Source organism: Microbacterium gorillae (assembly GCF_000826185.2).
GTDB classification, from domain to species: domain Bacteria; phylum Actinomycetota; class Actinomycetes; order Actinomycetales; family Microbacteriaceae; genus Microbacterium; species Microbacterium gorillae.
The window spans coordinates 51,103-74,911 of the sequence record NZ_LN648874.1 but is presented as its reverse complement, the minus strand read 5'-3'; the positions used below and the strand labels follow the sequence as shown (position 1 = coordinate 74,911).

Sequence of the window (23,809 nt, the reverse complement as noted above, 5' to 3'; positions counted from 1 at the left end):
ACCCCTGACGGCGACGGCCCGCCCCGATCTCGGGGCGGGCCGTCGCCGTCCTCACGCGCCCTCTCCCGCGCAGGGACACCCGCCCGTGGTGGGCGGGATGCCGCTCACGGAGTCGACGTCGGGGTGTGCGTGGTCATGTAGCTGACGATCGCGGGGTCCGAGAGCAGCAGCGCCGCCATCAGCACGCACACCACCAGCCACGTCACGAGGGCTCCGACCACCGGAATCCACCAGGCCGAGCGCCGCGCCTTCAATCGGCGCATCGTGATCCAGAGCGTCAGCAGGTAGCCGACGATCAATGCGGCGGCCATGGCGAAACCCCAGCCCTGACCGCGATCCATGTCGGCGATGTCGTCGGGCAGGCCCTGCGCGCGGAGGATCTCCGGCAGGGTCTGGCTGAGGGACAGGAACGAGAACGCGCTGAGGAGCACGTTCACCGCACCGAGTGCGAGCAGCACGATGGTCACCAGACGCTGCGGCTGGACCGGCTGCGCGACGGGTGCGGGAGCCGCCGGGCGCTGCTGCGGTGCCGTGGGCGTCACCGGTGCGGGCGTGACGTGCTCCGGCACCGGCTGGCGAATGTGCGCACGCTGCTGCTCGGGCGTGGCGTACTCGCCGTACTGCGGGCGCGGCCGCGGGTCCTGATCGCTCATCGTGCCGCCCGCCCGCCGCGGGCCCGCTCGTCCTGCTTCCCGGATGCGTCCTGGCGCAACTCCTTCGGCAGGGAGAACATGAGGTCCTCCTCCGCCGTGCGCACCTCTTCGACATCGCGGTAGCCGGCACCGGCCAGCTCTTCGATGACCTCCTGCACCAGGACCTCCGGTACGGAAGCGCCGCTCGTGACGCCGACGGTGTGCACGCCGTCCAGCCACTCCTGCTGCACCTCATCGACGTAGTCCACACGGTAGGCGGCCTTCGCACCGTACTCCAGCGCCACCTCGACCAGGCGGACGCTGTTGGACGAGTTCGCCGAGCCCACGACGATCACGAGGTCCGCGTCCTGCGCGACCTTCTTGATCGCGACCTGGCGGTTCTGGGTCGCGTAGCAGATGTCGTCCGAAGGCGGATTGTGCAGTTCGGGGAAGCGCTCACGAAGCTTCTCGACCGTGGCCATCGTCTCGTCCACCGACAGCGTGGTCTGCGAGAGCCACACCACGCGGGACGGGTCCTTGACCTGAACGGTCTCGGCCTCCGCCGGGTTGTTCACGATCGTGACGTGATCGGGGGCCTCGCCCGCGGTGCCCTCGACCTCCTCGTGCCCGTCGTGGCCGATCAGCAGGATCTCGTAGTCGTCGCGGGCGAAACGGACGGCCTCGCGGTGCACCTTGGTCACGAGCGGACACGTCGCATCGATCGCCTGCAGGCCGCGGTCGGCGGCGGCGCTGACCACGGCGGGAGACACCCCGTGCGCGCTGAAGACGACGTGCGCGCCCTCGGGAACCTCGTCGACCTCGTCGACGAAGATGGCACCCTGCTTCTCCAGCTCGGTGACCACATGGATGTTGTGGACGATCTGCTTGCGCACGTAAACGGGAGCGCCGTAGCGCTGCAGCGCCTTCTCCACAGCGACGACGGCACGGTCGACACCGGCGCAGTAGCCGCGTGGGGCCGCCAGCAGCACCCGCTTGTGTCCGTCGACCGGGTTATCCTGAAGGCGTCCGCGCCGACCCGGAATCCGGGGCACGGGAAGGTGGACAGCAGGGGTACTCACCCCTTGATTCTATGGGCGCGCCGCTGAGTCCGCCCCCGGAGAGGAACTCATGGCCGACGCCGCGCCGCGACCGCAGTTCAGCCCGCCGGTGAGCCCCCGCGATTCCACGCCGGACGCTCCGTGCCAGGTGGGCGATCTCGGCCGCTCGATGCGTGACTACATCGCCCGGCTCGGCTCCCCGTGGGTCGAGGGTGAGATCACGGAGTGGAACCAGCGTGCGGTGGGCACCTTCGCCACGCTGCGTGACCTCTCCGGCGATGCCGCCGTCCGCCTCGTGGTCTGGTCCAGCGTCCGGAACCGGATTCCGAAGGACATCGCCGTCGGCGACCGTGTCGTCGTCTGCGTGAAGCCCGAGTACCGGGTCCAGCGCGGCGAGCTGTCCTTCGTCGTGTCGAGCATGAAGCACGTCGGCCTCGGCGACCTCCTGGAAAAGCTCGAGCTGCTGCGACGCACTCTGCGCGAGGAGGGACTCTTCGACCCCGCCCGCAAGCGCCGGCTGCCCTTCCTCCCCCACCGGATCGGACTCATCACCGGCCGCGCCACCGATGCGGAGAAGGACGTCCTGCGCAACGCCGAGCTGCGCTGGCCGCACGTCGAATTCCGCGTGGAGCACGCGTCCGTCCAGGGTGATCGGTGCGTCCCGGACGTTCTCGCGGCGCTGCGCACTCTGGACCTGGACCCCGCCGTGGACGTCATCATCATCGCCCGCGGCGGTGGCGACTTCCAGGACCTGCTGCCGTTCAGCGACGAGCGCCTCCTCCGCGCCGTGGCGGCGCTCGACACTCCCGTGGTCAGCGCGATCGGCCACGAGAACGACCGTCCGCTGCTGGATGAGGTCGCCGACCTCCGCGCCTCCACACCGACCGACGCCGCCAAGCGCGTCGTGCCGGACGTCTCCGAGCAGCTCGCCGCCGTCCGCGACGCCCGCGCCCGCATCACGAATCGTCTCTCCAGTGTGCTCACCCACCACGCGCACACGATCGAGCAGCTTCGGTCCCGACCGGTGCTGCGTCAGCCGGAGCGGCTGCTCCACGATCGCCAGCTGGTGATCGAACAGGCCCTCTCGCGGACCCGGGCCGCGGCCCGCCTCGCGTGGGAGCAGGCCGGCGGCGAGGTGGCCCGGCTCCGCGCGACCCTCACCGCCATCTCCCCGCAGCTCACGCTGGAGCGCGGTTACGCCATCGTGCAACGGGACGGCGACGGCATCGTGCGCGCGGCCGCCGACGCGCCCGACGGAACCCCGCTGCACGTCCGCCTCGCGGACGGCACGATCACCGCGATCTCGGGCGGTCCGGCGCCGGCCGAGTCATCGCCCGGACGCAACTAGGATGGATGCCATGACCGACGCCGTGACTCCCGTCGAGGTCAGCGAACTCTCCTTCGAGCAGGCCCGGGACGAACTCGCCCAGGTGGTCGCTCAGCTCGAGCAGGGTGCGCCGACGCTGGAACGCTCGCTCGCTCTCTGGGAGCGCGGCGAGGCGCTCGCTGATCGCTGCGAGCAGTGGCTCGTCGGCGCGAAGCAGCGTCTGGATGCGGCCCGCGGCCCCGTCGGAGGAGACGCCTGATGGCCTCCGGCCCCTCCGGGCGGATCGTCGCCGAACTCGGCCGTCCGGAAACCCCTGCGGAGACGGCGGCGCGCAAAGCCGAGTCCTCCGCCGCTTACCGGTCCAGCCAGACCTTCCGCGCCCTCATCGGGGCGCTGCTGGTCACCATCGCCATCGTGGTGGTGATCATCGCGATCGTCCCGCGTGGAGATCTCGCCGCGGCACCCGCGAAGGACCCGGTGGCGATCGCCGAACGCGCCACGGCGGACCGTGACCGGCCCGTCGTCGCCGTCGAACCGCTGACCGGGTGGCAGGTCAACGTCGCCGAGCTCGGCGACGACCTCCCGCAGAGCTGGACGGTCACCTACGCTCCCGATAAGGACAGCGACATCGCCGGTTTCGTGACGCTGAATCAGGTCTTCGACACGACGGACGCGATCGTCGGAACCGTGGTCTCGGGAGCACGCGCCGACGGCACGGTCGTGGTCGACGGCGTGACGTGGACGAAATACCGCATCCCGGACACCGCCGACAGCAAGAACGTCACGAACGCCCTCGGCACGCAGGCCGGCCCGGACTACGTCCTGCTGTTCGGCGCGGCGAGCATGAAGAACATCGAGCGCTACGCCGCGAACCTCGCGCCGCAGCTCGTCACGCTGGAGGCGGCCAAGCAATGAGCTACAACCCCACACCGACCCAGGCCTGGGCCGAGATGGTCGACGGCAACCGACGCTTCGTCGCCGGAACCCCCCGCCACCCCCGCCAGGGCGTCGAGCGACGCCACGAACTCACCGCCGCGCAGCGGCCGCACGCCGCCCTGTTCGGCTGCGCCGACTCGCGACTGGCCGCCGAGATCATCTTCGACGAGGGCCTGGGCGATCTGTTCGTCATCCGCAACGCCGGCCAGGTCGTCTCGCCGTCGGTGCTGGGCTCGCTCGAGTACGCCGTCGCGGCGCTCGGTGTGCCGCTGATCGTCGTGCTCGGACACGACGCCTGCGGCGCCGTCCGCGCCGCCATCGACGCCACCGGGGAGGACGCCCCCGTCCTGCCGCCGCAGGTGTGGAAGCAGATCGCACCGATCGTGCCGGCCGTGCAGAAGTCGATGCGTGACACCAGGACCACCTCCGCGACCGTGTCGGCCGAGCTGGTCGGACGCGAGCACCTGCGCACGACCGTGGGCGAGATCCTGCAGTCGTCCGAACTGATCTCCGAGGCGGTCGCCGAGGGCCGCCTCGCCATCGTCGCCGCGAACTACCGACTCGCCGAGGGCGAAGCGGTCGCGGACTTCGCCGTGGGCCTCGCCGACGCGAGCGCCTGAACAAACCGAGAAAGCAAGGAGAGGCCACGTGGCTGACACCGAATACCGTATCGAGCACGACACGATGGGCGAGGTCCGCGTTCCCGTGAACGCGCTCTACTCGGCCCAGACCCAGCGCGCCGTCGAGAACTTCCCGATCTCCGGCAAGGGCCTCGAGTCGCGCCAGATCGCCGCGCTCGCGCGCATCAAGAAGGCCGCGGCGCTGGCGAACAAGGAGCTGGGCACGCTCGACGGCGACATCGCCGACGCGATCGCGGCCGCTGCGGACGACGTCATCACGGGCGAGTTCGACGACCAGTTCCCGGTGGACACCTACCAGACCGGGTCCGGCACGTCCTCGAACATGAACATGAACGAGGTCCTCGCGACTCTCGCCACGCGCAAGCTCGGCAAGGCGGTGCACCCGAACGACCACGTGAACGCATCGCAGTCCTCCAACGACGTCTTCCCGACGTCCGTGCACGTCGCCGTCACCGAGGCCCTCATCCAGGACCTGGTGCCCGCGCTCGAGCACCTCGCGGCGGCGTTCGATGTCAAGGCGGAGCTGTGGAAGGACGCCGTCAAGTCCGGACGCACCCACCTCATGGACGCAACCCCGGTCACGCTGGGTCAGGAGTTCGGCGGCTACGCCCGCCAGATGCGTCTCGGCATCGAGCGCGTCCAGGCCGCTCTCCCCCACGTCGCGGAGGTCCCGCTCGGCGGCACCGCCGTCGGTACCGGAATCAACACCCCGCTGGGCTTCCCGCAGAAGGTCATCGAGCTGCTCTCCGCCGAGACCGGCCTGCCGATCACCGAGGCGGAGGACCACTTCGAGGCTCAGGCCAACCGGGACGGTCTGGTTGAGACCTCCGGTGCGCTGCGGACCATCGCCGTCTCGCTGACCAAGATCAACAACGACCTGCGCTGGATGGGCTCGGGGCCGAACACGGGCCTCGGCGAGCTGCACATCCCGGACCTGCAGCCGGGTTCGTCGATCATGCCCGGCAAGGTCAACCCGGTCGTGCCGGAGGCCACCCTGATGGTGTGTGCTCGCGTCATCGGCAATGACGCCACCGTCGCGTGGGCCGGCGCCTCCGGCTCGTTCGAGCTGAACGTCGCGATCCCGGTGATGGGGACGGCGCTGCTGGAGTCGATCCGTCTGCTCGCCAACGCCATGCGCGTTCTCGCCGACAAGACCGTTGACGGTCTCGAGGCCAACCTCGAGCGGGCCGCCGCGTTCGCGGGCATGTCTCCCTCGATCGTCACGCCGCTGAACAAGCTGATCGGCTACGAGGCGGCCGCGAAGATCGCCAAGCACGCCGTCGCGAAGGGCATCACCGTTCGCGAGGCGGTCCTGGATCTCGGCTATGTCGAGCGCGGAGAGCTGACCGAAGCGCAGCTGGACGAGAAGCTCGACCTGCTGTCGATGACTCACGCAGGTTGACCCTGCGGCCGGGTGGGCGCCGCGGGCGCTCACCCGGCATAATCGGATGATGGCCACGGCCGGTGGAAGCGCGTCGGCACGCCGGCAGTCGCTTCTCGCGATTCTCGCCGTCGTGCTGCTCGTGTTCGTCGCGGTGGGTGTGGTCACCTTCCTCGTGATGAACCAACGCATCATCACGGACGCGGATGCGCGGTTGCGCTCCGCACTCGGAACGGACGCGGAGGATCGCTCCGGCGTGCTGACCACGGTGGACGGCGACACCGTCCTCAAGCCGAACGCGGGCGGCGCGGAGCCGCTGGTCTTCCTCGACGAGCTGGTCACGGCCTCACCGCTCGGTCCGAGCGAGGTCGCACTCGGCGTCGTCGACGGCCAGATCGTGTCCCGCTCCGCTGCCGACGCACGGGTGGCCCTGTCCGCGGATTCCGCGCTGATTCGCGGGATCGCCAAGGAGGCAGCCTCCGCCGGCACGGCCGTCAGCGGCACGATCGACATCGACGCCGGACCGTTGCGCTACCTCGCCGTGCCCATCACGGTGGGCACGGACACGTCGCCGACGATGGTGTACGTGCGGGCGATCCTGATCAAGACCAGCCTCACGCAGCTCCGGGACGGGGTGCTGACCTTCAGCCTCGGCGTCCTGCTCGCGCTCATTCCGATCGGCGTGGCGACCTGGTTCCTGCTGGGTACCTCCGCGCGGGCGGCCCAGCGCGCCGTGGGCGCCGCAGACACCGCCGCTCCCCCCGCGGCGGCCTCGTCCCCGGGAGGAACGACGCCCCCGCCGCCGCCGCCGGTCTCCGGCACCCATCCCGCGCCCGTGCGGCGCCCGGCACCGGTCGCGCTCCGCCCGGAGTCCGTCGGCGATGTCCTTGACCTGCTGGAGGGTTCCACGGAGGCGCAGCGCCGCCTGCTGGATGACGTCCGCCATGAATTGAAGACGCCGATCACCATCGTTCGCGGCCATCTCGAGATCATGAACAGCGCCGATGCCGCCGACGTGGAAGCCGCCCGCGAGATCGGCATCTCCGAGCTCGACCGCATGGCGCGGCTCGTGGAGGACATCGATCTGCTCGCGACGGTCGAGGACGATGAGTACACGATGGGAGCGGTCGACATCGCCACGTTGACCGACCGCGTCGGCGACCGCGTGGTCGTGCTCCCCGGTCATCCCTGGGCTGTGTCCGACCGCGCCCCGGTCATGGTGCGCGGCAACGCGGACCGGCTGCTGCAGGCGTGGCTGGCGCTGGCCGACAACGCCGTGAAGTACACCCCGTCCGGATCGCCGATAGAGATCGGCAGCACGGTCACCGGTGACGCCGTGGACCTCTGGACTCGCGACCACGGTCCCGGAATCGCTCCGGCGCTCCGGCATCGCATCTTCCGCCGTTTCGATCGTGGTGGCGGGCGTCGCGACGTCGGCGGTTCGGGTCTCGGCCTCGCCATCGTCGAAACCATCGCTCGGTCCCACGGTGGCTCCTGTACTGTCGCAGAGACGCCTGGTGGCGGAGCCACCTTCATCATCCGGATCCCGCTGCAGTGGGGACGGTCGGCGACAACGCTCCCCGAGCCCATCCGCGCGGGGACCGTGATCCAGCGAGAGGAAACCGGATGACCGCCATTCTCATCGCCGAGGACGAGCCACGAATCTCGTCCTTCGTGAGCAAGGGACTTGAATCAGCCGGCTACGACACGCAGATCGTCGAAGACGGCGCAGAGGCCCTGCGGCTGGCGATGACCGGCGACTACGGCCTCCTGCTGCTGGATGTCGGATTGCCGACGATGGACGGTTTCGACGTCCTGGCGAGTCTCCGCGGGCAGGGCTCCACGCTCCCGGTCATCATGCTGACGGCGCGCACGTCGACGCGCGACACCGTCGAGGGCCTGGACGCCGGTGCGAACGATTACATCCCGAAGCCGTTCAAGTTCGACGAGCTGCTCGCGCGCGTGCGCACCCGCATCCGCGACAGCAGCACCGCCACCGCCCCGATGACGGTCACGCACCGCGACGTCACGCTGGACATGCTGAGCCGCCGCGCGGTCGCGAGCGGCCGCGAGATCGACCTGTCGGCGCGCGAGTTCGCGCTCGCCGAGCAGTTCCTGCGCAACCCCGGCAAGACGCTGAGCCGCGAGCAGCTGCTCAGCCGCGTCTGGGGTCTCGATTTCGATCCGGGCTCGAACGTCGTGGATGTCTACGTCCGTTATCTGCGGGGAAAGTTCGGGGCGGAACGCATTGAGACGGTGCGCGGCGCCGGCTACCGCTGGCTCTGAACAGACCGGCCCCCGATGCCGAGGCACCGGGGGCCGAATGAGAGGAAGACGGACCCGAAACCGTCCCAGCGGCTGACACGATCGCGTCGGCCGGCTGAACTCTCACCTGTTTTCATCCCGGGGAGACGGGATCACGACCCAAGGGCCGCACCTCGATTCTCAGGGACATCGACCCGAATCGGGCTCGTCTGGCCATGAGACTGTTCTCACGCCGCCCGGACCCCTCGGTCAGTACAGCTCATCCGATTCCAGCAGGTCGGTCACCAGCGCGGCGATGGCGGAGCGCTCCGAGCGCGTCAGCGTGACGTGCGCGAACAGGTCGTTCCCCTTGAGGGTCTCGATCACGGAGGCGACGCCGTCGTGCCGCCCCACGCGCAGGTTGTCGCGCTGCGCGACGTCGTGCGTGAGCACCACGCGGGCGTTCTGACCCATGCGACTCAGCACGGTCAGCAGCACGTTGCGCTCGAGGGACTGCGCCTCGTCCACGATGACGAACGCGTCGTGCAGAGACCGACCACGGATGTGCGTGAGCGGCAGGACTTCGAGCAGTCCGCGCGCCATGACCTCCTCGAGCACGTTGCCGCTGACCACCGAGCCCAGCGTGTCGAACACCGCCTGACCCCACGGCGACATCTTCTCGCCCTGGTCACCGGGCAGGTATCCCAGTTCTTGCCCGCCGACGGCGAACAGCGGCCGGAAGACGATGATCTTCTTCTGCGTCTGCCGCTCCAGGACGGCCTCGAGTCCCGCGCACAGCGCGAGCGCGGACTTGCCGGTCCCGGCGCGTCCGCCGAGCGAGACGATGCCGACCTCGGGGTCCAGCAGCAGATCGATGGCGACCCGCTGCTCGGCGGACCGGCCGTGCAGTCCGAAGACCTCTCGGTCGCCACGCACGAGACGGAACTCACCGTCGCCCACGATGCGGGCCAGTGCCGATCCGCGATCCGAGTGCAGGACCAGCCCGGTGTTCACCGGAAGGCCACGGACCTCGTCACTGGTGCCGATCTCCGATTCGTACAGATCGGCGATCTCGTCCGAACCGAGGGTGAGCTCGGCCATGCCGCTCCAACCGGAGTCCACGGCCTGCTCAGCCAGGTACTCCTCGGCGCTCAGGCCGATGGAGGCGGCCTTGACGCGCATCGGCAGGTCCTTCGACACGATGGTGACATCCTCGCCCCCGGACGCGAGGCTCATTGCGACCGCGAGGATGCGGGTGTCGTTATCGCTCAGCCGGAGGCCGGCGGGGAGCACGCTCGGGTCGCCGCCGGCGAGATCCACCCGCAGCGTTCCGCCGGCGGCGGTCGGAACCGCGAAGTCCAGTCGGCCGTGCTCCACCCGCAGGTCATCGAGATGGCGCAGCGCCTGTCGGGCGAAGTAGCCGAGCTCCGGATCGTTCCGTTTGCCCTCGAGCTCCGAGATCACCACCACGGGGATGACGACGGAGTGCTCGGCGAAGCGGAAGAACGCTCGCGGATCGCTCAGCAGGACGGAGGTGTCCAGGACGTAGGTGCGCAGGTCGGTGTCCGACCGGTCCCTCTCCCCCGCCACCCGGCGCTGGCTCTGCTGTCGTGTCGCATTGGTCACAGCCCGACTCCCGACCCGGGTGTTTCACCCGGCTCACCGTGTCGGCCACGAACCCACGAGTCGTGAAACCGAAGGCCGACCCGAACGGGCGCTCTGCCCGTTGCTGGAACGTTAACCCGAACGCGCCCGGGTGCGCCGACGGACACGCCCGGCGTGTCGGCGACGATCCGGTGAACGTCGGGTTGCGCTCGCGCGTCTCAGCGGGTCCGCATCCCGGCCAACGCGTCCGCGAGCAGCGACCGTTCGCGCACGGTGTCAGCTGCCGAAGCGGCGGTCCCGATGCGCGTAGTCGCGGATCGCGCGCAGGAAGTCGACCTTGCGCAGGTCCGGGCCCAGCGCCTCGACGAAGTAGAACTCACTGTGGGCGCTCTGCCACAGCAGGAAGTCGCTGAGGCGCTGCTCACCGGAGGTCCGGATCACCAGGTCCGGATCCGGCTGACCGCCCGTGTAGAGGTGCTCGCCGATGCTCTCCGGCGTGAGGTTGGCCGCAAGCTCCTCCATGGACGCCCCGGCGGCGTCGTGCTTGGCGACGATGCGCCGCACCGCGTCCACGATCTCGTTGCGCCCGCCATAGCCGACGGCCAGATTCACGTGCATTCCGACGTTCTCGGCCGTTCGTTCGGACGCCTCCCGGAGCACGCGCGCCAACTCGGGCGGCAGCAGTTCGAGTCGGCCGACGATCTGCACCCGCCAGTCCCGAGCCTTCGAGAGCCAATCGGCGAGTTCGGCGATGATCTGGATCAGGTCATCGAGTTCCTGCGAGTCCCGCTTGCGGAGGTTGTCGGCGGAGAGCAGGTACAGCGACGCGACCCCGATTCCGAGGTCATCGCACCAGCCCAGGAACTCCTGCATCTTGGCGGCGCCCGCACGGTGGCCCTCCGCGGCGGTCGCGTAGCCGAGCTGCCGCGCCCAGCGCCGATTGCCGTCGATCATCATCGCCACGTGGGCGGGGACCTGCTCCGGGGTCAGCTCACGACGCAGCCGAGAACCGTACAGGCGGTACAGGAAGCCCGAGCCCGCTGATCCACGACGTCCACTCACGTCCCTACGCTACCGTGCCGACCCCTATGTACGGCTTCGGGAATGGTGGGTGGCCTATTCTCGGTCTCGTGGCCCCTGACACTGAGTCCGACGACGTCGACCTTCCTCACCTCCCCCTCCTGGAGGACGCGGCCGACGCCGCCGCGGAGGAGGTCAAGCCGACCTGGCGCGGCTGGATCCACGCCGGCACCTTCCCGGTGACCATCGCGGCCGGCATCGTGCTGATCTGCCTCACGCACGGGACCCCCGGCAAGTGGGCGAGCGCCGTTTTCATGGCCTCGTCCATGCTGCTGTTCGGCAACTCCGCGCTGTACCACCGCTTCAACTGGGGTCCGAAGACCAAGCTGGTCCTCAAGCGCATCGACCACGCGAACATCCTGCTGCTGATCGCCGGCACCTACACCCCGCTCGCGGTGATGGCCCTGCCACCGCAGAAGGGCACGCTCCTGCTCGTCCTGGTGTGGAGCGGGGCACTGCTGGGCATCCTGTTCCGGGTCTTCTGGATCAACGCGCCGCGCTGGCTGTACGTCGCGATCTACCTCGCCCTGGGGTGGGCTGCGGTGATGTACATCGTGGATCTGTGGAACGCGGACGCGGCGATGATGATCCTCGTCATCGCCGGCGGCCTGCTGTACACCGGTGGTGCGATCGTCTACGCGCTCAAGCGCCCGAACCCGTGGCCGGGACGCTTCGGGTTCCACGAGATCTTCCACGTCTGCACGGTGCTGGCGTTCCTGTGCCACTGGGTCGCGTGCCTGCTGATCGCGATGCACCCGGTGGTGCCCTCGCTGGGAATGCCGGGCTGACCGCCGCGGGTCAGCTGCGCGGAGCGGGCGGCTCGAGGTCCGAGGGCTGCTCGCTCTGGTCCGCGTCCACGAACTGGTCGTCCACAGCCGACGCGTCAGCCGCGGCGGCGGCCTGCTCCGCGTCCAGTTCTGCGGCGACCTCGGCGCGGTAGCGGGTGCGGCGAACCCGTCGCTGCATGTCCCACACCAGGAGGAACACGGCGATCACGATGATCGCGATCCAGATGACGCCGGCCGGTCCCGGCGTGACGCTTTCGGCCGGAACCGTCATCGTCGGCGTCGGCTCCGGAGTCGCAGCCGCCAGCAGCAGGGCATCGAGGGGTCGCATCACGTCTTCTCTCCAAGGCTTTCCGGGATAGCCTGGAATCAAGCCTAATCTTCGAACGGACCTCATGACGACCACCGCCGAACTCGACGACCGATACGGGCGCGTGCGCAGCCCGCGCCGACGGCGTACGTGGTGGGTCGTCGTGGGCGTCATCGCGGCCGCCGCCATCGGTTACCTCGGTTGGACGACCGTTCAGAGTTCCCTCTACAACGTCTCGGTCGACGGTCTCGGATTCCAGGTGGTCGACGAGCACACCGTCACCGTACGGTTCCAGTTCTCCGCTCCGACGACCACCGACGTCACCTGCGCTCTGGCCGCGCAGGACACCGAATTCGGCGTCGTGGGGTACCGCGTCATCCGCTTTCCGGCCGGCCAGACCCACGCGCAGACCACGACGGAGACCATCCGAACGGTCGCCGAAGCGACGACCGGTTTGGTCGAAGGGTGTTGGGTTTCCTAGACTGGTCCCACTCACCGACGCCCCGCACCACGCCGGGGCGTCTTCCGTATTCACCGTTCCCTTCCGGGAAGGAGTCCCGTCATGACCGACGACGCACAGGTCCCGTTCCTCACGCAGGAGGCGTACGACCGTCTCGCCGCCGAGCTCGAGCAGCTGTCCACCACCGGACGCGATGAGATCGCCAAGCGCATCGAAGCGGCGCGCGAAGAGGGCGACCTCAAGGAGAACGGCGGTTACCACGCCGCGAAGGACGAGCAGGGTAAGCAGGAGGCGCGGATCCGCACGCTGCAGGCGCTGTTGAAGAACGCCAAGGTCGGCGTCGCCCCGGAGAGCAGCGGAGTCGTCGAGCCGGGCACCGTCGTCACGGCCAACGTCGCCGGTGGCGAGGAGGTCTTCCTCCTCGGCAGCCGCGAGATCGCCGCCGACGGCGACCTCGACGTCTACAGCGAGGCCAGCCCGCTCGGTGCTGCCGTCCTCGGCCTGAAGGAGGGCGAGTCCACGTCCTACGAGGCCCCTAACGGCAAGCAGATCACCGTCGAGGTCATCAAGGTCGAGACGTACACCGGTCAGTAACCCCCCGCTCCTTCTCGCGAGACACCCAGGCACGTCCGAAACCTCCCGCATTGCGGGGTGTTCCGGACGTGCCTGGGTGTTTCGCTGACGGGGTCGGCGGAGTCAGGCGTCCACGATCTCCTCGGGGGCGAAGCCCGCGTCACGCAGTGCCTGCAGGGTGAGCGCCTGGTGCTCCAGCCCGCGCGTCTCCACCGAGATCTGCAGGATCACCTGCGAGATCTGCATTCCTTGGCCGTGGCGTGTGTGCAGCACCTCGACGACGTTGGCCCCGGCCTGCGAGATGATCTCGGACACGCGGGAGAGCTGGCCGGGGCGGTCCGGGAGCGGCACGCGGATCGTCATGTAACGTCCGGACGCCACCAGGCCGTGCGCGATCACGCGTTGCAGCAGCAACGGGTCGATGTTGCCGCCGGAGAGGACCGACACCGTCGGTCCGGTGGCGGTGATCTTCCCGGCCAGGAGAGCGGCGATCCCGACCGCACCGGCCGGCTCGACCACGACCTTGGCCCGCTCCATGAGGACGACGATCGCGCGGGCGATGTCGTCATCGGAGACCGTGACGACTTCGTCGACGAGGTCCTTGATGATCGCGAACGGGATGTCACCCGGACGGGCGACGAGGATGCCGTCGGCGATCGTGGGTTTCGTGACCACCTCGATCGGCTCCCCCGCAGCCATCGAGGGCACGAACGGGGCCGCGTTCTCGGCCTGCACCCCGATGATCCGCACGGTGCGTCCGGCCGCCGCCGCGCGCGCCTTGGCGGCCACCGCGACGCCGGCGATCAGTCCACCGCCGCCGATGCCGACGAGGATCGTGTCGACCTCCGGAAGCTGGTCCATGATCTCCAGGCCCAGCGTGCCCTGACCGGTCACGACGTCGAGGTTGTCGTACGGCGGGATGAAGACCGCGCCCGTGCGCTCGGCGAACTCCTGGGCCAGGCGCAGCGGCGTCTCCACCGTCTCACCCTCCAGGATGACCTCCGCGCCGTAACCCCGGGTGGACAGCAGCTTCGGCACGGGCACGCCGAGGGGCATGAAGATCGTCGCCGGAATACCGAGCTCTCGCGCGGCCAGTGCGACGCCCTGTGCGTGGTTCCCGGCCGAAGCGGCCACAACACCGCGGGCGCGCTCCTCGTCGGTCAGGTGCAGGAGCCGGTACGTCGCGCCACGGACCTTGAACGATCCGGTGCGCTGCAGGTTCTCCATCTTCAGGTGCACGGGCGCACCGAGGACGTCGGAGAGGTTCTGCGAGTACTCCAGCGGCGTGCGGGAGATGTGCGTGGACAGCTCCTGTGCCGCGAGCTCGATGTCGGACAGCGTGGGTCCGGCAGTCATCGGGCCCGCCTTTCTCTCGGAATCGTCTGCCAGATCAACTGGCCTTCCTGCACGTGTCCGCCGCGCCAGGCCCCGGTGGCGAGGGCCACCGCGACGACGTTGACGAACGCGGCCAGGGGAACCGCGAAGAGGGCGCCGGGGATGCCGGCGATCATGGCACCACCGGCGACCGAGAGCACCACGGCCAGCGGGTGCACCTTCACGGCTGCACCCATCAGGAACGGTTGCAGCACGTGGCCCTCGACCTGCTGGACGAGCAGGACGACGGCGAGCATCGCCAGGGCGATCCAGGCACCGTTGTACGCGAGCGCGATGACGACGGCGATGATGCCGGTCAGCACCGCCCCCACGATCGGGATGAACGCGCCGAGGAAGACGAGGATGCCGATCGGTACGGCCAGCGGAACGCCGAGCAGGAACGCGCCGAGACCGATGCCGACCGCGTCGATGACCGCGACGATCAGCTGGGTACGGGCGTAGTTGACCACGGTCGTCCAGCCCATCCGGGCGGCGCCGTCAGCGGCCGCGCGGGCGCGGCGCGGGAACAAGCGCACGACCCAGCGCCAGATACCGGCACCGTCGAAGAGGACGCAGAGCAGGACGAACAGGGCGAGCAGAGCCCCGGTGGCGACGTGCGCCGCGGTCGTTCCGATGGCGAGCGCGCCGTTCAGGAGCAGGTCGACCTGCCCCTGGATCAGGTTGAGGCCCTTCTGCACGTAGTCATTGAGCTGCGTTTCGGAGAGCTTCAGTGGGCCGTTCATGAGGTACACCCGCAGCTGCTCGATCCCCTCCTCGGCGCGGTCGCGGACCCCGTCCCACTGCTGCGAGATCTGCCAGATCGCGAGCCACAGCAGCCCGGTGACGATCGCGAGCGTGCCCACGACGGAGATCACGATCGCGAGCCAGCGCGGGAACCGATGCCGCAGCATGAAGGTGAACGCCGGGGAGAGCAGCGCGGTCAGCAGCAGGGCGACGAGGATCGGGACCACGAGCAGCTTCAGCTGGATCACGAGCCACACGATCACCGCGATCGCCCCCGCGATCACGAGCAGGCGCCACGCGTAGGCGGTCGTGATCCGCAGCGCCGACGGGACCTGCTCGGCCTCGGCGGAGGAGACGACGCGGTTTCGGACGGCGTCCCAGAAGCCGGGACGGTCGCTCTGGTCGGTCATCCTCCCAGCTTAGGGCTGGACGAATGCGCGCACCGGCATGCGGCGCGGGCGTGATTCAGAACTGGATGCGGGGCGGCTCGGAGACGTTCGCGCCGTCGACGACCTCGAAGAACTCGCGCTCGGAGAAGCCGAGGTTGCGGGCGAAGAGGTTGTTCGGGAACACCTTGATCTTCGTGTTCAGCTCGCGCACGCCGCCGTTGTAGAACCGGCGCGAGGCCTGGATCTTGTCCTCGGTGTCGACGATCGCCTGCTGCAGCTGGAGGTAATTCTGGCTGGCCTGCAGCTGCGGATACGCCTCGGCGACCGCGAACAGGCTCTTCAGCGCCTGCTCCAGGTGCCCCTCGGCGACTCCCGCGGCCGCGGGTCCGGAGGCGTTCAGCGTCTCGGCGCGCGCCTGCGTGACGTTCTCGAAGACCGAGCGTTCATGGGCGGCGTAGCCCTTCACCGTCTCCACGAGGCTCGGGATCATGTCCGCACGACGCTTCAGCTGCACGGTGATGTCGCTCCACGCCTCGTCAACGCGGACGTTGAGCTGGACGAGGGAGTTGTAGGTGGCCCACAGGTAGATGCCGATGGCCGCGACCACCACCACGACGACGATGACTGGAATGAGCCAAGCAAGCATGTCCATGTTCGAAGGATCCCCTCTACTTCCCGTCAATCCTAACCGCGGGAATCGGGCTCACCGGATTCTCACAGGGCCCTCGGTGCCGTCTCAGGCGCCGAGGATGCGATCCAGGTGGCGGTTGCGGAAGCGTCGGTCGGGATCGACCTCGTCGCGCAGTGTGATGAAGTCGTCGAAGCGCGGGTAGGCCTCTCGCAGCGATGCGGCATCGCGGGTGTGCATCTTCCCCCAGTGCGGGCGGCCGCCGAAGGTGCGCATGATCGCCTCGACGGCGGTGAAGTACTCGGTCGGGTCCTCGCGCCAGTACCGGTGCACGGCGATGTACCCGGTGGCTCGGCCGTGGGCGGTGGACAGCCACAGGTCGTCCGCGGCGGCGAAGCGCACCTCCACGGGGAAGGTGATGCGCCAGCCGCGCTCGGCGATGAGCGCCTGCACGGCGCGGAAGGCGGCCGGAACGTGCTCGGCCGGCAGGGCGTACTCCATCTCGCGGAAGCGCACGGTTCGGCTCTGCGTGAGGACTTTGAACGAGCGGTCGGTGTACTCCCGGTCCCCCGTGAGGCGGACGGCGAGGCGGTTGAATCCGGGCGCGATCGCGGGCACGGCGGACGCGGCGCCGCACACCACGCGGTACAGGCCGTTCGAGAGCAGGGTCTCGTCGATCCATTTCCCGACGGGCGGGAGCGGCTTGCGCTTCGCGCTCTCCGGCAGGCGGGTCGTGGTCTTCGTCAGCGCGATGTCCGTGTGCGGGAACCAGTAGAACTCGAAGTGGTCCACGTTCGTGATGCGGTCCAGGACGCCGTCCAGCACCTCCTCGAGCGGCTCTGGTCGGTCCAGCTCGTGCATGACGAAGGCCGGGACGCAGCGCAGCGTCACCTCGACGAGGATGCCGAGCGCCCCGAGGCCGAGGGCGAAAGCGCCGAGGAGGTGCGGGTCGTGGTCCTCGTCGATGCGGCGGAATTCCCCGGCCGCCGTGATGACGGTGACGCCGACGACCTGGGTCGCGATGCCGCCGAAGCCCGCACCGGTGCCGTGCGTGCCGGTCGAGATGGCGCCGGAGATCGACTGGCGGTCGATGTCGCCGAGGTTCTCCATCGCAAGGCCGTAGGGGGCCAGGAGCGCGGGGACCTGGTGCAGGCGGGTGCCGGCGAGCAGCGTGACGTAGGAGCGTTCGCGGTCCACCGAGACGATGCCGGACATATCGCTCAGGTCAAGGAGTACGCCGGGGGCGACGGCGATGCCGGTGAACGAGTGGCCCGCGCCGACGGCCTTGATGATCAGGCCGCGCTGGCGTGCGGCCAGGACGGCGCGCTGAACGGCCTCCGGCGTCCGCGGGCGTTCGAAGATCTGCGGACGCACGTGCGCGCTCCGGCCCCAGTTCTGCCATTCGCCGCCGGGTCGAGTCACCGCGCCTGCCTTCCGTTGGAGTTCCGAACCTGATGCTATCCGAGGGCTTCGGGCTCAGAGGAACGCCTTGCCCTCGCCCCGATAGGTCGGCAGCTCGTCGACGACGGCGCCGTCGGCGACCAGGTGGTAGGAGGCGACGCGCTCCGACCCCTCACCGCTCTTCGCGTGGCGGAACCAGACCCGGTCCCCCGCCGCCAGAGCCCGTGCGTTCTCGCCGCGCAGCGGGGTCTGCACTTCGCCCGCGCCTTCGCGCGGCTGCATCGCGAGGCCCGTGGGCCAGACCGGCCGTGGTTGGCGGGACGCGACCGGCGGTCCGGACGCGATCCAGCCGCCGCCGAGGACCGTCGCGATGTCCGGCAACGGCTTGCGGACCACGTCGAAGGCGAACGATGCCGCCGGGGCCGGCGTGAAGGCGCGGTAGCCGTCGAAGAGGTGTCCCCCGAACAGGCCGGAGCCGGCGGTGACCTCGGTGACGGCGACGTCGTCGGAGGTGTACTCCAGTGACCCGGTGCCGCCGCCGTTGACGAACTCGAGGTCCGCGACCGCGCGGACCGCGCGGACGATGGCGGCACGTCGATCGCGCAGTTCGGAGCCGGAGCGCTTCTGCATCCAGCGGATCACGCCGTCACCGGAGCCGGTGGCGTCGCCCTGGCCCGCGATCTGCGCTTCGTACATCATCACGCCGACCACGTCGATGCCCGGCCGCGCGGCGATGCTTCGAGCCAGGGCGGCTGCCTGGTCGGGGGTGAAGATCGGGCTGCGGCGGACGCCCACGTGGCCGAGGCCGGGCGCCTGCCAGGAAGCGTCGGCGTCGATCGCGACGCGGATCGGCGCGCGACGGCCGGGGGCCGCGATGCTGTCGATGAGATCGAGTTGCGCCTCGTCATCGATCATCAGCGTGATCCGTCGGGCGAGGTCCTCATCGGCGATGAGCTGTGCGAGCGCGTGCCGGTCGACCGTCGGGTAGCCGAGGACGATGTCGTCGTGCTCGCGGGCGAGCCAGAGCGCCTCCGCGAGGGTGAAGGCGAGGATTCCCTGGTACCCGGGAAGTTCCAGGAGTGCCGTCAGTGCCTGGCGGACGCGGATCGACTTCGACGCGACGCGGATGGGGGCGCCGCCGGCGCGGACGAGCATGTCCATCGCGTTGTGGACGAGCGCCTCGTGGGATAGGACAACGACCGGGGCGGCCAGGTGCGCGGTGGCGTCCGTGAGGGTCGGCCAGAACTCGTTCGGCTGGTCCCAGTGGGGGGTTGGTGGGGTCGACGCGGTGAGATGCATCACATCGCCAGCCTACGGACGGGGGCGCCCTCTGGCGAGCGGCGGCGCACTTCTCGCGCGTCGGTCGCGGCGGGCGTGGTCATCGCGTGTACCGCGTTCCTGTGGCTGAAGACGACACCGGCTTTGAGGGCGGCTCGTTTCGCATGCCGACGCCTGGTCGCGGTCCCGGTCGCTGGGTGAGCGCGCGCTCGACGAAACATCGCTCCGTGCGGGACGGAGGTGGTCGTCTCTCGTTCCGGCGTTGTCGCGTTCATTTCGCTTAAGACGACACGGGTTGTCGGGGCGGTTCGATTCGCCTGTCGGCGCGCGGATGTCGGGGTGGTTGCGTCGAGTGCGCTCGGGGTGGCGTGGGTGCTTTGCGTTCGGCGCTGCGAGTTCCGGCGGGGTCGCGTTTTCGGCTTAAGACCGTCCGCCAGGGATCGACTCCCGTCGCCGGCTCGCGTCCCTGAGGTGGCCACCACCCCACCGGTTGCCACCCCGCCCTCGGCCACCATCCCGACACCGATCACGATCCCGATACCGGTCGCGATCCCGGTGACGACCCCATTTCCGGGCGCTAGGCGAGCACCAGCGGGTCGAACCGTCGGGAGGTGCTGGGCGGGCGTGGTGTCGGCGGAGTTCTCCCCGGACATCACGCACCCCGCTTCGGCAGTCCCACGGCCCGTGGGCCGGTGGGTTGCCAGGATTGTGTGGGGTCGATCCAGTCTGGTGGTCGCACTTCCGGGACGCCGTCGGTCATCCGGATGCCCCACCCCATTCGGTCGATGAACCGATGGTGGTGCCAGCAGATCAGCACCCCGTTATCGACATCCGTCTCACCACCTTGCGCCCATCCGGTGACGTGGTGGATTTCGCACCACCGTGCCGGTGTGTGGCATCCGGGGATGACGCAGGACCGGTCGCGGTGGCTGATCGCGCGGCGCTGGTCGGTGTTGAACACCCGCTTGTCGATGGTGAGCTTCACGATCCGCCCGTTCTTCGCGGACGTGAGGTGCTGGACCGTGCCACAGCATCCGACATGCTTCGCCGCGGCGAACGGCACCGGCACATCCGTCCCGGTGGCATCGGCCCCGGGGATGGTGGCCCAGCCCTCACCGGCACGGACGGTGTCTTCGGTCGCGTGGATCACGAGCACGGGTGCGCCGCCGCCGTTCGTCGGCATGTCGGGAGCGTTGGGGACGGCGGCGAGGATGGTGCCGAGCGCGTCGTGGTTGCGCTGAGCCATCGTCCGGACGTCCGGGTTCTCGTCGGTGTCCTCGCTGGGCTGGAACTTCACCCCGGCGGGCTGGCCGTGGGGGTTGTTGATCGAATCCAGCAGGACGGAGAGCGCACCGGCGACGTCAGGGATGAGTTGACCGGTGATGGGGACGAGCCCGTTGCGCTTGGCGCCGAGCCGCAGGGCCCGCCCTCGGAACGCCTTCTCTTCTTCATCCTCGGCGCCGGTGAGGTCCAGGTCGGTGGCGAGCCGGAGGGAAGCGTCCCGGAGGGTGTCGCACATCACCGGCGCACCGGTCGTCGTTGTCATCGCGGCGAGAACCTCATCGACCTCCGCGAGATCGGCCGGATCGACGCGGTCCTTGATCTCCCGCAGGGGCCGGGTCGCGGCTTCCAGCCCGTCCGCCCCGATCGCACCGGTGGTAAGCGCCTCACGGAGGGCGGGGAACTCTGCTGGCCGCACCTCACCCGACGCAAGCGTGCGCTCCGGCTTGATCGTCGCGGCCAGGCGGCTCCATCGCTTGACGGTGGTGGGGGCGGCACCGGTGGTGCGTTGCAGGACTTCGTTCGCACTGCGGCAGTCGCTCGAAACGTCGAAGCGCTCCGCCGTGGCGGAGCGCTTCTCGATCACACCGGTGCCGATCACCAGGGTGGCTTCGACCTGCCGATACAGGTCTCCGACCCCGATCATGAACCCGAGAACGTCGTCCCGGTCGGCGGTGTCGAGGGTGCCGGAGGTGAGGATGGAGCGGAGGTCGGCGACGGCGTGTGCCATCGTTTCCCGGGTCCGTTCCATCGTCGTGTTCATAACCCATATTTTACGCCGGGGCACCGACATTCGACGTTGAATATCCCAGGCTGTGGATGGATTTCAGCCTGTGGAGATGAGGTTTCTCTCACCCCCGATCCCGCCCCGCAGCTCACCGCATTTTCGTCTCGCTGACGCCTGTCCAACGATCGTCGGCGCGGCCCCGATGTGGAACGCGAGCCGGCGTCCGGAACGCGACCATCCACCGGGCAGTCTTAAGCCGCGGGAAACTCAGCCCTGCCGAGAAGCCGAGGCGCGGCAGCAACCCCACCCCCGCACGGCCGAGCGCACCCGACCCAACCACCCCGGATCCGAGCGCCGACACGACAACGGAACCACCCGCGGAACCCGTGTCGTCTGAGCGGAAGAAACCCAGCCCCGCCACGAACGCAGGACGCAGGAGAAGGCGTGCGGGCACGGTATCCGGCTGTGGAATCTCGGTACGGGCCGACGGCGGCGCGGGACGTACGGTCGGCTCATGTGGCGAATGCTGGCGGGGTTCCGGGCGCGCGCCGTGGGGTCATGGATGCTGGTCCTGCTCGGCGCGATCGGCGGCGTCCTCGCGCCTCTGCTCATCGGCTCCGCGCTGGAGGACCTCGCCGACGGCCGCACCACCGGCATCATCGTGTTCGCCACGGTCGGGGTCGCGACGATGCTGGTCGCCGCGCTCCGCCGCATCCTGGACGCGCGCCTGCACGCGGCCGTGTACGCGCGCCTCGTCACGCAGGCCTATGACCAGGAGACGGACCTCTCGACGCGCACCGCCCGCGTGAACATGCTGCGCGAAGCCGTGGACTTCCTGGAATACACGCTGCCGGAGGTGATCGGGGCCGCAGCGTTGTTTCTCGGCTCCCTCGTCTTCCTCGCCACGCTCAGTCTCCCCGTGTTCGCCGCCGCGCTCGGGATGAGCGTGCTCATCGTCCTCGAATACGCGATCACGTCCCGGCTCATGATGCGCCTGAACCGGGGCTACAACGACGAGGCGGAACGGCAGGTATCAGTGCTCGCCCGCGAGGACCGCACGGCGTCCCGCCGCCACGTCGGGCTGCTGAACGGTTGGCTGATCCGGCTGTCCGACCTCGACACCGTGACGTACGGCCTCGCGATGCTGCTGACGGTCGCGTTGCAGGTGCTCGCGATCATCATCGCCGTCCGATCCGCGATAGACGAGGGCGCTGCGCTCTCGCTCGTTCTGTACGTGTTCGAGTTCTCCGCGGCCGCGGCCCTCCTGCCGGCGACGTGGCCGGAAGTCCTGCGACTGCGCGACATCCGCCGCCGTCTGGCGGTCGACGACTGACCCGGCGAACGTGCCCCCACTGGGATTCGAACCCAGACTGTGGCGAGTTTAAGTCGCCTGCCTCTGCCGGTTGGGCTATGGGGGCGGGAGACGACGACGGCGGCGGGACCTCACAGTCCCGCCGCCGTCGACGTCATCTTCTACTTGGCCTTCGCGGCGCTGACCTTCTCGGCCTTCGGCTTTCCGGTGGACTTCGCAGCCTTCTCCGGCTTCACCTCGACCTTCGGCGCATCCGCCTTGGGAGCGTCCGCCTTCGGCGCTTCAGCCTTCGGGGCCTCGGCCGGAGCCGCTGCGACAGCGGGCTTCGGGCGGGAGGCGAACTCCTCGAAGAACTCACGCGGCTGCTGGACCTTCTCCATCGTCGCGATGTCGCGGCCGAGCCAGAAGTTGTTCCACCAGTCCCAGATCACGCGCCACTTGCGCTCCCACGACGGCATCGCGAGACCGTGGTAGCCGCGGTGAGCGACCCACGCCACGAAGCCCTTGAGCGCGAACTTGCCGGACTGGAACACACCGTCGTAGAGGCCGAGTCCGGCCACCGCGCCGAGGTTCTTGTGGAAGTAGTCCACGGGCTTGTCGCCACGGAGCGTCGCGACGAGGTTCTTCGCGAGAAGCTTCGCCTGACGCACGGCGTGCTGAGCGTTCGGCACGCAGAAGCCGCCGACGCCGCCGCCCGTGAGGTCCGGAACCGCCGCGACGTCACCGGCGCTCCAGGCACCCTCGACGACGTTCTTGTCGGCGTCGATGACGCGGAGGTCCGCCTGAGTGGTGATGCGACCGCGCTCGTCCGCGGGCAGGCCCGAGGAACGCACGACCTGCGGGTTGGCCATCACACCGGCGGTCCAGATGATCAGGTCCGCGGGGATGACATCGCCGTTGGACAGGCCGACGTTGCCGTCGGTGGCGTCCTTGACCTGGGTGTCCAGGTGAACGTAGGCGCCGCGCTTGGCGAGGTCCTTCAGCACCCACTCGCTCGTCTCCAGCGAGACCTCGGGCATGATCCGCCCCATCGCCTCGATGAGGTGGAAGTGGGTCTCTTCGAACGACAGCTGCGGGTAGTCCTTCAGCAGCGCGGACGCGAACGAGCGCAGCTCGCCGAGCGTCTCGATCCCGGCGAAACCACCGCCGACGACGACGACGGTGAGCAGACGCTCACGCTCCGGACCGGCCGGCAGGGCGGCGGCACGGTTGAAGTTCGTGATGATGCGGTCGCGGATCGCGACGGCCTCCTCGATCGACTTCAGACCGATCGCCCCGTCCGCGATACCCGGGATCGGGAAGGTGCGCGAGACGGAACCGGCGGTCACGACCACCTGGTCGTACTGCAGCTCCCACGGCTCGCCGTCCTCGGGCGTGATGGTCGCGGTCTTGTTCGCGTGGTCCAGACCGGTGACCTTCGCGTTGATGACGGTGGTCTTCTTGAGGTGACGCCGGTGGGCGACGACCGCGTGGCGGGGCTCGATCGAGCCGGCCGCCACCTCGGGCAGGAAGGGGAGATACGTCATGTACGACAGGGGATCGACGAGGATGACCTCGGCCTCACCCTTGCGCAGGTGCTTCTCCAACTTCCACGCGGTGTAAAAGCCCGCGTAACCGCCACCGACAATGAGAATCTTGGGCAC

23 protein-coding genes and 1 tRNA gene are annotated in these 23,809 nt (G+C 69.3%); 11 read left to right on the top strand and 13 right to left on the bottom strand.

Translation table 11 applies throughout. From position 1 onward, the window contains the following. Positions 1–104: 104 nt before the first annotated feature. Together BN1193_RS06175 and BN1193_RS06170 are read right to left on the bottom strand one after the other, a co-directional pair. Positions 105–653, bottom strand: coding sequence for a DUF6264 family protein (locus BN1193_RS06175; RefSeq protein ID WP_040164911.1), 549 nt, complete (start codon positions 651–653; stop codon positions 105–107). Then, positions 650–1,684, bottom strand: coding sequence for a 4-hydroxy-3-methylbut-2-enyl diphosphate reductase (locus tag BN1193_RS06170; RefSeq protein ID WP_052460499.1), 1,035 nt, complete (start codon positions 1,682–1,684; stop codon positions 650–652). Before BN1193_RS06170 ends, BN1193_RS06175 begins: the two co-directional genes overlap by 4 nt. Positions 1,685–1,760: 76 nt before the next feature. Here BN1193_RS06170 and xseA point away from each other — a divergent pair, with 76 nt between their 5' ends. Genes xseA through BN1193_RS06135 form a run of 7 tightly spaced genes read left to right on the top strand, consistent with a single transcriptional unit; the run spans position 1,761 to position 8,261 of the window. After that, positions 1,761–3,038, top strand: coding sequence for an exodeoxyribonuclease VII large subunit (xseA, locus tag BN1193_RS06165; protein ID WP_040164909.1), 1,278 nt, complete (start codon positions 1,761–1,763; stop codon positions 3,036–3,038). A 1-nt stretch (position 3,039) separates the two neighbouring features. Beyond that, positions 3,040–3,276 (top strand): exodeoxyribonuclease VII small subunit, encoded by a 237-nt coding sequence (locus BN1193_RS06160; protein ID WP_094770314.1) that lies wholly within the window; start codon positions 3,040–3,042, stop codon positions 3,274–3,276. After that, positions 3,276–3,932 (top strand): DUF4245 family protein, encoded by a 657-nt coding sequence (locus BN1193_RS06155; protein ID WP_040164907.1) that lies wholly within the window; start codon positions 3,276–3,278, stop codon positions 3,930–3,932. Before BN1193_RS06160 ends, BN1193_RS06155 begins: the two co-directional genes overlap by 1 nt. After that, positions 3,929–4,573 carry a carbonic anhydrase gene (locus BN1193_RS06150; protein ID WP_040164905.1) on the top strand — a complete coding sequence of 215 codons (645 nt, stop codon included), beginning with the start codon at positions 3,929–3,931 and terminating at the stop codon, positions 4,571–4,573. Before BN1193_RS06155 ends, BN1193_RS06150 begins: the two co-directional genes overlap by 4 nt. Before the next feature lie 28 nt (positions 4,574–4,601). Next, a complete protein-coding gene (locus BN1193_RS06145; protein WP_040164903.1) occupies positions 4,602–5,996 on the top strand; it encodes a class II fumarate hydratase in 1,395 nt (464 codons plus the stop codon). 49 nt (positions 5,997–6,045) lie between these two features. Further along, on the top strand, positions 6,046–7,605 hold the full coding sequence (locus tag BN1193_RS06140; RefSeq protein WP_040164900.1) for a sensor histidine kinase: 1,560 nt from the start codon (positions 6,046–6,048) through the stop codon (positions 7,603–7,605). After that, positions 7,602–8,261, top strand: coding sequence for a response regulator transcription factor (locus BN1193_RS06135; protein ID WP_040164898.1), 660 nt, complete (start codon positions 7,602–7,604; stop codon positions 8,259–8,261). The genes BN1193_RS06140 and BN1193_RS06135 overlap by 4 nt, the downstream gene beginning before the upstream one ends. A 228-nt stretch (positions 8,262–8,489) precedes the next feature. Here BN1193_RS06135 and BN1193_RS06130 read toward each other — a convergent pair whose 3' ends face one another. Together BN1193_RS06130 and BN1193_RS06125 are read right to left on the bottom strand one after the other, a co-directional pair. Then, entirely contained in the window at positions 8,490–9,809 is a 1,320-nt protein-coding gene (locus tag BN1193_RS06130; protein WP_230206467.1) for a PhoH family protein, read from the bottom strand. Positions 9,810–10,100: 291 nt separating this feature from the next. Further along, a complete protein-coding gene (locus BN1193_RS06125) occupies positions 10,101–10,886 on the bottom strand; it encodes an isoprenyl transferase (protein ID WP_040164895.1) in 786 nt (261 codons plus the stop codon). 68 nt (positions 10,887–10,954) lie between these two features. On the opposite strand from BN1193_RS06125, the gene trhA reads away from it, so the two are divergent. After that, positions 10,955–11,692 carry a PAQR family membrane homeostasis protein TrhA gene (gene trhA, locus BN1193_RS06120; protein ID WP_052460498.1) on the top strand — a complete coding sequence of 246 codons (738 nt, stop codon included), beginning with the start codon at positions 10,955–10,957 and terminating at the stop codon, positions 11,690–11,692. Positions 11,693–11,702: 10 nt separating this feature from the next. Here the strand turns inward: trhA and BN1193_RS06115 are convergent, their stop codons facing one another. Beyond that, entirely contained in the window at positions 11,703–12,020 is a 318-nt protein-coding gene (locus tag BN1193_RS06115) for a hypothetical protein (RefSeq protein WP_040164893.1), read from the bottom strand. Between the two features lie 64 nt (positions 12,021–12,084). Here BN1193_RS06115 and BN1193_RS06110 point away from each other — a divergent pair, with 64 nt between their 5' ends. Both BN1193_RS06110 and greA read left to right on the top strand, forming a co-directional pair. Next, on the top strand, positions 12,085–12,480 hold the full coding sequence (locus BN1193_RS06110; protein ID WP_040164892.1) for a DUF4307 domain-containing protein: 396 nt from the start codon (positions 12,085–12,087) through the stop codon (positions 12,478–12,480). An 81-nt stretch (positions 12,481–12,561) separates the two neighbouring features. Further along, on the top strand, positions 12,562–13,053 hold the full coding sequence (greA, locus tag BN1193_RS06105) for a transcription elongation factor GreA (protein ID WP_040164890.1): 492 nt from the start codon (positions 12,562–12,564) through the stop codon (positions 13,051–13,053). Between the two features lie 102 nt (positions 13,054–13,155). On the opposite strand, the gene ilvA is transcribed toward greA, so the two are convergent. The 6 genes from ilvA to BN1193_RS06075 form a co-directional block, all read right to left on the bottom strand. Then, positions 13,156–14,388, bottom strand: a complete 1,233-nt coding sequence (gene ilvA / locus BN1193_RS06100) for a threonine ammonia-lyase (RefSeq protein WP_040164888.1) — start codon at positions 14,386–14,388, stop codon at positions 13,156–13,158. After that, positions 14,385–15,560, bottom strand: a complete 1,176-nt coding sequence (locus BN1193_RS06095; RefSeq protein ID WP_040164887.1) for an AI-2E family transporter — start codon at positions 15,558–15,560, stop codon at positions 14,385–14,387. Before BN1193_RS06095 ends, ilvA begins: the two co-directional genes overlap by 4 nt. A 55-nt stretch (positions 15,561–15,615) precedes the next feature. Further along, entirely contained in the window at positions 15,616–16,185 is a 570-nt protein-coding gene (locus tag BN1193_RS06090; RefSeq protein ID WP_040165560.1) for a LemA family protein, read from the bottom strand. 90 nt (positions 16,186–16,275) lie between these two features. Further along, positions 16,276–17,589, bottom strand: coding sequence for a D-arabinono-1,4-lactone oxidase (locus BN1193_RS06085; RefSeq protein ID WP_040164884.1), 1,314 nt, complete (start codon positions 17,587–17,589; stop codon positions 16,276–16,278). 54 nt (positions 17,590–17,643) lie between these two features. Further along, positions 17,644–18,867 carry an alanine racemase gene (locus BN1193_RS06080; RefSeq protein ID WP_040164882.1) on the bottom strand — a complete coding sequence of 408 codons (1,224 nt, stop codon included), beginning with the start codon at positions 18,865–18,867 and terminating at the stop codon, positions 17,644–17,646. A 631-nt stretch (positions 18,868–19,498) separates the two neighbouring features. Continuing rightward, on the bottom strand, positions 19,499–20,890 hold the full coding sequence (locus BN1193_RS06075; RefSeq protein ID WP_040164881.1) for an HNH endonuclease signature motif containing protein: 1,392 nt from the start codon (positions 20,888–20,890) through the stop codon (positions 19,499–19,501). A 478-nt stretch (positions 20,891–21,368) separates the two neighbouring features. Between BN1193_RS06075 and BN1193_RS06070 the strand changes: the two genes are divergently transcribed. Next, entirely contained in the window at positions 21,369–22,187 is an 819-nt protein-coding gene (locus tag BN1193_RS06070; protein WP_094770311.1) for an ABC transporter six-transmembrane domain-containing protein, read from the top strand. Positions 22,188–22,198: 11 nt separating this feature from the next. Here the strand turns inward: BN1193_RS06070 and BN1193_RS06065 are convergent. Further along, positions 22,199–22,272, bottom strand: a tRNA-Leu gene (locus BN1193_RS06065). Between the two features lie 55 nt (positions 22,273–22,327). Further along, positions 22,328–23,809 (bottom strand): NAD(P)/FAD-dependent oxidoreductase, encoded by a 1,482-nt coding sequence (locus tag BN1193_RS06060; protein WP_040164877.1) that lies wholly within the window; start codon positions 23,807–23,809, stop codon positions 22,328–22,330.